Source organism: Nocardia sp. CC201C, assembly GCF_030010695.1.
In the GTDB taxonomy this organism is placed as follows: Bacteria; Actinomycetota; Actinomycetes; order Mycobacteriales; family Mycobacteriaceae; genus Nocardia; species Nocardia otitidiscaviarum.
The window spans coordinates 1-9,162 of the sequence record NZ_JASCXP010000300.1; the positions used below are offsets into that span (position 1 = coordinate 1).

At 71.0% G+C, this 9,162-nt stretch carries 8 protein-coding genes and 1 pseudogene; 6 read left to right on the forward strand and 3 right to left on the reverse strand.

Annotated features, from left to right (window positions below):
- The first annotated feature begins 178 nt into the window (after positions 1–178).
- A complete protein-coding gene (locus tag QK444_RS25835; protein WP_282784542.1) occupies positions 179–877 on the forward strand; it encodes a response regulator transcription factor in 699 nt (232 codons plus the stop codon).
- Entirely contained in the window at positions 867–1,898 is a 1,032-nt protein-coding gene (locus tag QK444_RS25840) for a HAMP domain-containing sensor histidine kinase (protein WP_282784544.1), read from the forward strand. Before QK444_RS25835 ends, QK444_RS25840 begins: the two co-directional genes overlap by 11 nt.
- 338 nt (positions 1,899–2,236) lie before the next feature.
- Here the strand turns inward: QK444_RS25840 and QK444_RS25845 are convergent, their stop codons facing one another.
- On the reverse strand, positions 2,237–3,292 hold the full coding sequence (locus QK444_RS25845) for an NAD-dependent epimerase/dehydratase family protein (protein ID WP_282784546.1): 1,056 nt from the start codon (positions 3,290–3,292) through the stop codon (positions 2,237–2,239).
- Positions 3,293–3,998: 706 nt separating this feature from the next.
- Here QK444_RS25845 and QK444_RS25850 point away from each other — a divergent pair.
- The 3 genes from QK444_RS25850 to QK444_RS25860 are packed head-to-tail and all read left to right on the forward strand — an operon-like array spanning position 3,999 to position 6,102.
- On the forward strand, positions 3,999–4,730 hold the full coding sequence (locus QK444_RS25850) for an ABC transporter ATP-binding protein (RefSeq protein ID WP_282784548.1): 732 nt from the start codon (positions 3,999–4,001) through the stop codon (positions 4,728–4,730).
- Positions 4,727–5,503: an ABC transporter permease gene (locus tag QK444_RS25855; protein ID WP_282784550.1), complete on the forward strand. Its 777-nt coding sequence runs from the start codon at positions 4,727–4,729 to the stop codon at positions 5,501–5,503. The genes QK444_RS25850 and QK444_RS25855 overlap by 4 nt, the downstream gene beginning before the upstream one ends.
- Positions 5,500–6,102, forward strand: a complete 603-nt coding sequence (locus QK444_RS25860) for a TetR family transcriptional regulator (RefSeq protein ID WP_282784551.1) — start codon at positions 5,500–5,502, stop codon at positions 6,100–6,102. Before QK444_RS25855 ends, QK444_RS25860 begins: the two co-directional genes overlap by 4 nt.
- Before the next feature lie 107 nt (positions 6,103–6,209).
- On the opposite strand, the gene QK444_RS25865 is transcribed toward QK444_RS25860, so the two are convergent.
- Positions 6,210–6,434: a Trm112 family protein gene (locus QK444_RS25865; protein ID WP_228812302.1), complete on the reverse strand. Its 225-nt coding sequence runs from the start codon at positions 6,432–6,434 to the stop codon at positions 6,210–6,212.
- A 10-nt stretch (positions 6,435–6,444) separates the two neighbouring features.
- Entirely contained in the window at positions 6,445–8,673 is a 2,229-nt protein-coding gene (locus tag QK444_RS25870) for a hypothetical protein (protein WP_282784555.1), read from the reverse strand.
- Between the two features lie 288 nt (positions 8,674–8,961).
- On the opposite strand from QK444_RS25870, the pseudogene QK444_RS25875 reads away from it, so the two are divergent.
- A pseudogene (locus tag QK444_RS25875) lies at positions 8,962–9,162 on the forward strand (glycosyltransferase); the annotation flags it as partial.

Consider the following 9,162-nt stretch of genomic DNA (forward strand, 5'->3'; position numbering starts at 1 on the left):
TGGCCGATCTCAGTGGGCTGAGCAAGGCCGAGACGGAACGGATCTGGCTGCCGTTCGGGCTGTGGGTGATCGCGGGCACCGCGCTGCTGCCGCGGCGGGATATGCGGGGGTGGCTGGCCGTGCAGGCGGTCGGGGCACTGCTCGTCAACCATCTGGTACTCACGAATTGGTGACTGTCATGCGCATTCTGGTGGCCGATGACGATCCCGTGGTGCGGGAGGTGGTGCGGCGCTATCTGGAACGGGACGGGCTCGAGGTCGTGGAGACGGCCGACGGGCCGCAGACCGCGGCGGTATTGGCGCGCAATGACATCGACCTCGCCATTCTCGATGTGATGATGCCGCCGCCGGACGGGATCGACCTGGTGCGCATGGTGCGCGGCGGGCCGCATCCGGATACGCCGATCATACTGCTCACCGCGCTCGGCGAGGAGGACGACCGGGTGCTCGGATTGCAGTCCGGGGCAGACGATTACGTGACCAAGCCGTTCAGCCCCCGCGAACTCGCGCTGCGGGTGGCCTCGGTGCTGCGGCGCACCCGGCCCACGACGAGCGCCGGGCAGGTGCTGCGCAGCGGGGATGTCGAACTGCGGCCCGCGGCCCGCGCCGTGCAGGTGGCCGGGATGCCGGTGGAGTTGACCGCACGCGAATTCGATCTGCTCACCTTCCTGCTGACCCATCCGCACCGGGTGTTCAGCCGCGACGAACTGCTCGCGGAGGTGTGGGGGTGGACCTTCGGCGACCTGTCCACGGTGACCGTGCACATCAAGCGGCTGCGCGCCAAGCTCGGTGCGGCGCATCGCATCGACACCGTATGGGGGCGCGGATACGCTTGGGGCCGTACCGATTCCGGTGAGGATGTGCCCGGTGCCGACTGACACCCCCGGCCTCATCGGCTACGCGCTCGCCGGATCGCTGCCGGTGGTGGTGGTCGGCGCGCTGCTGCTGCGCTACACCCGCAATCGCGCCATGACCACGAGTATGGCCGTGCTGGTGCTGATTCCGACGCTGGCGACGCTCAGCGGCGTGGTCGCGGTCAGCGGGCTCATGTTCGACGACGCGCTGGCCCGTACCGCCACCGTCCTGGGCGTGGTCACGGCGGTGACGGTGCCCGCGGCCATTCTGCTGGGGCGGGCGCAGGCGCGGGCCACGGTGTGGGAGAAGCAGATGCGCGAGCGGGAGCGGGCCGCGGAGCAGTCGCGGCGGGAGCTGATCGCGTGGGTGAGCCATGATCTGCGCACCCCGCTGGCGGGGATCCGGGCCATGGGTGAAGCGCTCGCCGACGGAGTGGTCGACGAGGGTGACGAGGTGCGCACGTACGCCGAACGCATTGTGCGTGAGACCAATCGGCTCTCCGCCATGGTCGACGACCTGTTCGAGATGTCGAAGATCAATGCCGGGGCGCTGCGGCTGTCCCTGGAGCCGGTGGACCTGCGCGAGTTGATCGACGAGGTGCTGGCCGCCAACCAGCCGACCGCCCGGCGCGCCGGAATCGCCCTCACCGCACGGCAACCCGAGCACCGCATCGTGGTGGCGGGCAGCGACCGCGCCCTGACCCGGGTGCTCACCAACCTGGTCGCCAATGCCATCGCCCACACGCCACCCGGCGGCCGGATCGAGATCGCCGCGGGCACCTCCGACGGCCACGCCTGGACCCGCGTGGACGACACCGGCCCCGGCATCTCCCCCGTCGACCTGCCCCGCATCTTCGAGGTCGCCTATCGCGGCACCTCCGCCCGCTCCCCCGGCGCGGCCGAACTCGGCAGCAGCAGCGGCATGGGCCTGGCCATCGCCGCCGGGCTCGTGGCGGCCCACCACGGCGAGATCCACGCCGAGAACCGCGACCGGGGAGCCCGATTCGAGATCCGCCTGCCACTGCTCGGTAATGGTGAACGGTAGAGCGACGCGTCCTGGGCCACCGCGATGGCCGTCCGCAACGACCGAGCTTGCACCACATACGGTGCTGGCACCGCGGAGAGGTCGGCCCAGTGCGGCGGGCGGGCGCACCGCACCGCTCCCGCCCGCCTGCGGTTCGCGACACCGGCCGATACAAGCCGAGCCCTCTCGGAGCGCCGCTCGCGAACCGCGTCCAGTGCGGCCCGTGAGTACCCCGGGGGCGCGGCCGAAACCCGACGGCCAAGGGCGAGCCTCTGAGCGCACGGCTCACAGCTCTGGCCCGCCGCGCACGGTACAGAAGCTGTCCCGTGGCGCTCGGCTCCACGAGGTTCGGGGCTCGGTTACCAGGTCGGGGCACCGGAGGCGGGGGCCGATCGCAGTGGGGCGGAGGCGAATTCGGTGAGGCCGGTGGTGGGAGTGGTGGCGGCGGTGAAGCCGAGGAGGCGGTGCGCGCGGGCGGGGCTGGCGACGATGTGGCGGACGTCGCCGGGGCGGTAGTCGGCGGTGACCACCGGGGGTTTGCCGCCGTGGGCGGTGGCGAGGACGGCGGCCACCTCGCCGATGGTGATCGGGTGGCCGGAGGCGATGTTCAGGGGGACGAAGGCGTCGAGCGGACGTTCGAGGGCGGCCAGATTGGCGGCGGCGATATCGCGGACGTGCACGAAATCGCGGGCCTGGCGGCCGTCTTCGAAGACGCGGGGCGCCTCGCCCGCCTCCAGGGCGGAGCGGAAGATGGCCGCCACGCCGGAATACGGTGTATCCCTGGGCATGCCGTCGCCGTAGACATTGTGGTAGCGCAGCGCCGTCACGGTGGCACCGGTGGCGGTGGCCCAGGCGGCGGCATAGTGCTCCTGCGCGAGTTTGCTCGCGGCGTACAGGCTGCGCGGGCGCAGCGGGGCGTCCTCGTCGACCGGAGCCCAGTGCAGCGGTGCGCCATCCGGGCCGAGGTGGTCGAAGCGGCCCCCGTCCAGATCCGCGCGGGTGCGCGGTGCGGGCTCGACCCGTTCACCGTCGCGGTCCACATAGCTGCCCTCGCCGTACACCACCATGGACGAGGCCAGCACGAGGTGGCGGCAGTGCGCCCGGTCCATGGCGGCCAGCAGCACCGCGGTGCCGAGATCGTTGTGACTGGCGTAGGCGGGCGCGTCCTGGGCGCTCACCCCCGCACCGACCACGGCGGCCTGATGACACACCGCGTCCACCCCGCTCAGGCACGCGTCGAGCGCCTCCGGATCGCGCACATCCGCTCGCTCGACACCGCGCGGCGGCACCGCCTCGGCCCCGTGGGCGGCGGGCAGCATCAGGTCGAGCGCGACGACCTCATGCCCGGCATCGGTGAGCGCGCGGTGGATGTGGGAACCGATGAAACCGGCCGCGCCGGTGAGCAATACACGCACAAGTGTCCTCCGTAGCTGTGGCTCGCCAGGACCGGGTACCGGCTGAGCGTGGTCATGGCCTGTCCGGCGACGGCCCGGTGTGGCATGGTTGCGGTCCGCCGGTGCGGCGAGGTGCCGACCGGGCCGGATATCGTCGATGGTCCGACGCACACACCCGCCCACCCGTCGCCGTCGATCCGACAACCGCTGCGCACCCGCACGCTGCCGGTCGAACATGCACCGCGCGGCGGATCGGACTCGCCGTCCGCCTCCGCACGGGCCAGCCCCGCGACGGCTTCGATACCGCCGGACGCGCCCATCCCGCCGGGCCGCACGCCCGGTTCGGATTTCGACTGTCCGGCGTGCGCCGCGGTACGCGCGTCGCCGATCCGACGTGGGCCGCACATCGCGGGGCGGCCGCCGATCCATGAGACGGGACGGCCGCCGATCCATGAAACTCCGCGCACACGACAGACATATCCGCGATTGTGGTGCCGACGGCCGTCGTTCGCGGCCCGACAGGCCGCCGACACGCGGGCCGTCAGCCTTTCGTCACCATCGCATCCGCACACGCGGTGGCCGCCGCGGGATCGGTCCGATTCGTCGGGGCGAAGCGGGTGGGCGGCGCGCGGGAACCGGATTCGAATCGGGTCTTGTGTCGCGGTCAATCAGGGTGCAGAATTCATCACACAGTGAATTCAACACTCAATGAATTATAGGTGGTCCCATGACGACACCGAACCCCACGCCCGCCATCGACGCCGACGCCCTGTGCGTCACGCGGGGCGGGCGGCGGGTACTCCACGACATCACGCTGACCGTGCCGCGCGGTCGCATCACCGGCCTGCTCGGACCCTCGGGCTGCGGTAAGACCACGCTCATGCGCGGCATCGTCGGCACCCAGATCATCGAGTCGGGCACGGTGCGGGTGCTGGGCGAGACGGCCGGGTCGCGTGGGCTGCGCTCGCGGGTCGGCTATGTGACGCAGGCTCCGAGCATCTACGACGACCTCACCGTCACCGACAACGTCTCGTATTTCGGTGCGATGTACGGCGCTTCGCGGGACCAGGTGGCCGCGGCCATCGCCGCCGTGGGGATGAGCGACCATGCCGGGCAACGCGGCAATCAGCTGTCCGGCGGGCAGCGCACCCGCACCTCGCTGGCCTGCGCACTGGTGGCCGATCCGGAGGTGCTGATTCTCGACGAACCTACCGTCGGCCTGGATCCCGTACTGCGCGTGGAACTCTGGAAGGAATTCCACGCCCTGGCCGAACAGGGCCGCACACTGCTGGTCTCCAGTCATGTGATGGACGAGGCCGCGCACTGCGATCAACTGCTGCTCATGCGCGAGGGCCACCTGCTGGCCCAGCTCAGTCCCGACGAATTGCGCGCCGATACCGGCGAATCCAGTTTGGAGAACGCGTTTCTCGCCCTCATCGAGATGGGAGGACGGTCGTGACCACCCGCACCGGCCCCCGCCCGCTGGCCTGCTACACGGCCACCACCGCGCGCATCCTGAAGCAGTTGCGCGCCGACCACCGCACCGTGGCCATGCTGCTGCTGGTTCCGGCGCTGCTGCTGACCCTGCTGTACTTCGTGTACCAGGACTCGCCGACGCCGCCGGGCGCGCCGCGGGTGTTCGACCGGGTCGGCATCAGCATGCTGGGCATTCTGCCGTTCATCGTCATGTTCCTGATCACGGCCATCGCCATGCAGCGCGAACGCACCTCGGGCACCCTGGAACGACTCATGACCACACCGCTGGCCAAACTGGATCTGCTGGCCGGGTACGGTTCGGCGTTCTCCCTCGCGGCGGGCGCGCAGGCGGGCGTCGCCTGCCTGGTGTCGTTCTGGCTGCTGGATCTGCGCGCCGCGGGCAGTGTCTGGCTGGTGCTGCTCATCGCGATCGTCGACGCGGTGCTCGGGGTGGCGCTCGGCCTGCTGGCGAGTGCCTTCGCGCGCACCGAATTCCAGGCCGTACAGTTCATGCCCGTGATCGTCGGACCCCAGTTCTTCCTGTGTGGCCTGCTGGTGCCGCGTGAGCAGTTGCCCGACTGGCTGGAGGCGATCAGCGATGTGCTGCCGCTGAGCTACGCGGTATCGGCGCTGCAGGAGGTGTCGAACAATCCCGGGGCCACCGGCGCGATGTGGCGTGACCTGCTCGTCGTGGCGCTGTTCGCCGCCGCCGCACTGGGTCTCGGCGCGGCGACGCTACGCCGTCGTACCGCGTGACGGAGCGCGGCGGACGCGGCGGGCGGCGGCCCGGTCGATCCGGCACCCGGGAGGCGATCCTCGACGCCGCCCGGGTGCGTTTCGCGGAGGTGGGATTCGACCGGGCGTCGATACGGTCCATCGCCGGCGCCGCCGGGGTGGATCCGGCGCTCGTGCACCACTATTTCGGCACCAAACAGCAATTGCTCACGGCCGCACTGGATATCCCCGCCGATCCGAGCATCGTCACGGGGGCCGTCGCCGCCGCGCCGCTGGATCGGTTGGGCGACACCATCGTCCGCACGGTGGTCGGGCTGTGGGATTCGCCCATCGGTGTGCGGGCCGTGGCCGCCTTCCGGAGTGCGCTGGGCGGCGGCGATCCGGCGCTGGTGCGAACCTTCCTGGTCGAGGTGGCGCTGAAAGACGTTCGCGCCCGCGTGGATTCACCCCCGGGCACGGGGACGCGGCGGGTAGTGCTGGCCGCCTCGCAGCTCATCGGTGTGCTGGTGGCGCGCAAGATCCTCGAGGTCGAACCGCTCGCCTCCATGTCCGTGGACGAGCTGGCCGCCGAGGTGGGGCCGACGCTCCAGCGCTACCTGACCGGCGACCTGAAGACCTGACCAGCGCCGGACGGCCGCGTACCGCGATCCCGGGCGGGCAGCGGCCGCGGCCATGCTCGAACTCACGGTGGGGATCCGTGTCCCGCGGCTCCGTGCCTGCGGTCGCCTCAGTCCTGGACGATGAAGGCCGTGTGCTCCTCGTCCGACACCTCGCGCGCCTCGTCGACGAGCAGGACCGGGATGCCGTTGTCGATCGGGTAGGCGCGGCGCAGGCGCGGGTTGTAGAGCAGCGCGGCCCCCTGGTCGTCGTGGACCAGCAGCAGCGGGCCCTTGTCCTGCGGGCAGGCCAGCAGGCTGAGCAGGGTCGAGTCCAAGGTGATGTCCTCCGGCATGACCGATAACCTACCGGGCCGCGGCGGCACGCTCGCCGTCCGGTGCGGGCGGCGACTCCTCCGCACCGTCGGTGCGCCGGGCGCGCAGGTACCACCACTGCGACACCGCCAGGCCGAGTATGCCGGCCGCGCCGGTGGCCAGCCCGATCTTCCAGCCCGGCGGCCGCCAGGTCAGCACCAGCTCGGCGGACTCGGTCCCGGCCGGAATCCGCACGGCCACGAAGGATTTGGCGACGGTCGAGATGGGCACCGGCCGCCCGTCCAGGGTGGCGCGGTAGCCCGGCCAGCCGAGGCGGGCGAACACCACCTGCCCGCCCCGCGCCGAGGACACCCGCACCCGGCTGGTGGTGTCGGTCTCCGATACCGAGGTCGCGGTGGCATCGCGGGTGGCCGCGACGCGGCCGTTCTCGGTCGAGACGAGCCCGGCCACGCGTTCGAGTACCCAGATGTAGCGGTCCCCGGGCAGATCCACCCACCGCCACCCCGGCGGCGCGTCCTGGGCGCGCACGTCGGGGAACAGCGCCCGCTGCACGACCACCCGGTCCAGTTTCATCAGATCCACCAGCGGGCGGCCGGTGGTCGGCTCCGGCGCGAAGAGCCGCCGGTAGGCGTCCGGGCACACACTGGAATCCCACCGCATGCACAGCAGTTCGCCGAAATAGAAGTGGCCGGTCGGGGTGTACCCGTTGACATAGTCCAGTTCGAGCGATTTGGCATAATTGCCGAAGACCAGCGAGCCGTACGCCCCGTCCAGGCTCTTGTCCTCCGGCCGCACGAGTGCGCGATCGGCGAGCTGAATGGTGGTGCCCGGGAAGTCCGGGAAGACCCGCGCCGCATCGGATCGGTTCGTCGGCATGTTGTACGACATGGGCGTCGGCTGCGCGGCACGCACCTGCCAGTAGGCGATCGGGAACATGGCGACCAGGACCGCCGCGCAGGCGGCCGCGCTTCCTCGCGTCCGCGCCAGCCACACCACCACCGCCCCCACCGCCGCGACGACGATCACCGAGACCACGTGCCGGACCACAGTGTGCGGATCGGCCGAGAACGAGCGCACCCACAGCGCCAGGATCAGCACCCCGGCCGCCACGCCGCGCGCCCGCCACCGCACGACCGTCCCGAACCGCCCGAGCAGCACACACACCAGCACCAGCAGTGCGATGGCGATCATGGGCAGCACCCGCGCGGGCCAGCGCAGCGGGCCGATGGTGCCGGGCCCGGCCGCCCACAGCAGCATGACGATCGCGAACAGTCCGACGGAGACGAACTCCCGCCAGTGTTCGCGCGCCGCCCGCCAGTCCACGAACGCCAGCGCCGGAATCAGGAACCAGGCGATATAGGTGACCGGCATGGGTTGCACATATCCCCACCAGGAGGGAAAGGCCGGAAGGGTGGAGGGCAGGCTGGCATTCAGCGATTCCGACCAGGGCACCGTGAGGAACTGGTCGTTCACGATCTGCGCGGATCCCCGCCAGGTCACCTGGGCCGACAGCATGGCCGGCAGGAAGACCATCAGTCCGGCCAGTCCGGCGCACGCGCTCACCGCGGTCAGCCGCGCCACCGGCCGCCAGTCCCGCCGCGACACCAGCTCGCCCACCGCCACCGCGCCCAGCATGAGCGCGGCCTCGATGGCCGGGAAGATGTACTGCGTGGAAATGGTCAGGTAGAGAAAGACGAAGACCGGTATCGGCCCGCCGTATCCACGGCGGCGGGGGCGGGTCCCTCCGTGGTTACGCGGGCTGCCGCCTCCGGGCCCATCGCCCCCGCCGGGCCCGCGCGTGTACCGCACCGCCGACGCCCAGGCGTGCACCAGCCAGGCGGTGCCGGTGAGCGCCGTCATCCAGCTGGCCTCGTCGAAGAACAGGAAGAATCCGGACAGCGGGAAGGCCACGCCCGCCACCGCCGCCCACGCCGGTCGCGCGCCGTAGACCAGGCAGATGCGGTACACGCCCAGCGCCGCGATGATCGAGAAGACCAGTTTGACCAGCGTGGCGTACAGCGCCATATTGTCGAAGGACGGCGCGAGCAGGTCGATGAGCAGCTGCGGCGGATTGAACAGTCCCGCATCGTCCATGGTGTTGTTGCCCGACATCCACTGCTCGGGCCACAGCACCGGGAACTCCCCCGCCCGCAGCGCCCGCCCGAGCCCCACCCACAGGCCGGTGTACTGGGATTCGGTGTCATCGGTGTAGAAGTGCCTGGCATTGGCCAGCAGCACCGCCGCGTAGCCCAGCAACACGCCCAGCACGGTGACCGCGCCCCAGCGCAATACCGCTCGGCGGGAATCGGATTCGCCCGCGCCGCGGCTCGGTTCGGGCGCGCACCCGTCCGAGGTCACCGTCGAGACCGCACTGCCCGTCACGAGTTCCCCACCCTACCGGCAGTCACGGTTCGCGGCAGGGCGCGACGACGCGGCCGCCGCCCCGGGAGGTTGTCCGCACCGTGTTAAAGTGCTCGACGGCTCGGGCTCCAGCCAGTCCTCGAGGAGCACCGGCACGCGTACCGTCATCGAAAGTCGATTCAGCTGATGCCGATTCCCTCCCGACGCACGTACCACTCCGACGTCGACACCGCGGAGCATCCGATCCGGCCCGGTATCGACCGGCCGCACGCGGTCTCGGTGGTGGTTCCGGTGTACCGCGGCGAGGACACCATCGCCGCCCTGGTCGCCGAACTGCACGCGTTGACCGAGGCCACCACGACGCCGGGCGGCGTCCCCTTCGCCGTC

Coding starts and splice junctions, on each gene's coding strand:
- QK444_RS25835 (WP_282784542.1), top strand. CDS start 179: ATGCGCATTCTGGTGGCCGATGACGATCCCGTGGTGCGGGAGGTGGTG.
- QK444_RS25850 (WP_282784548.1), top strand. CDS start 3,999: ATGACGACACCGAACCCCACGCCCGCCATCGACGCCGACGCCCTGTGC.
- QK444_RS25865 (WP_228812302.1), bottom strand. CDS start 6,434: ATGCCGGAGGACATCACCTTGGACTCGACCCTGCTCAGCCTGCTGGCC.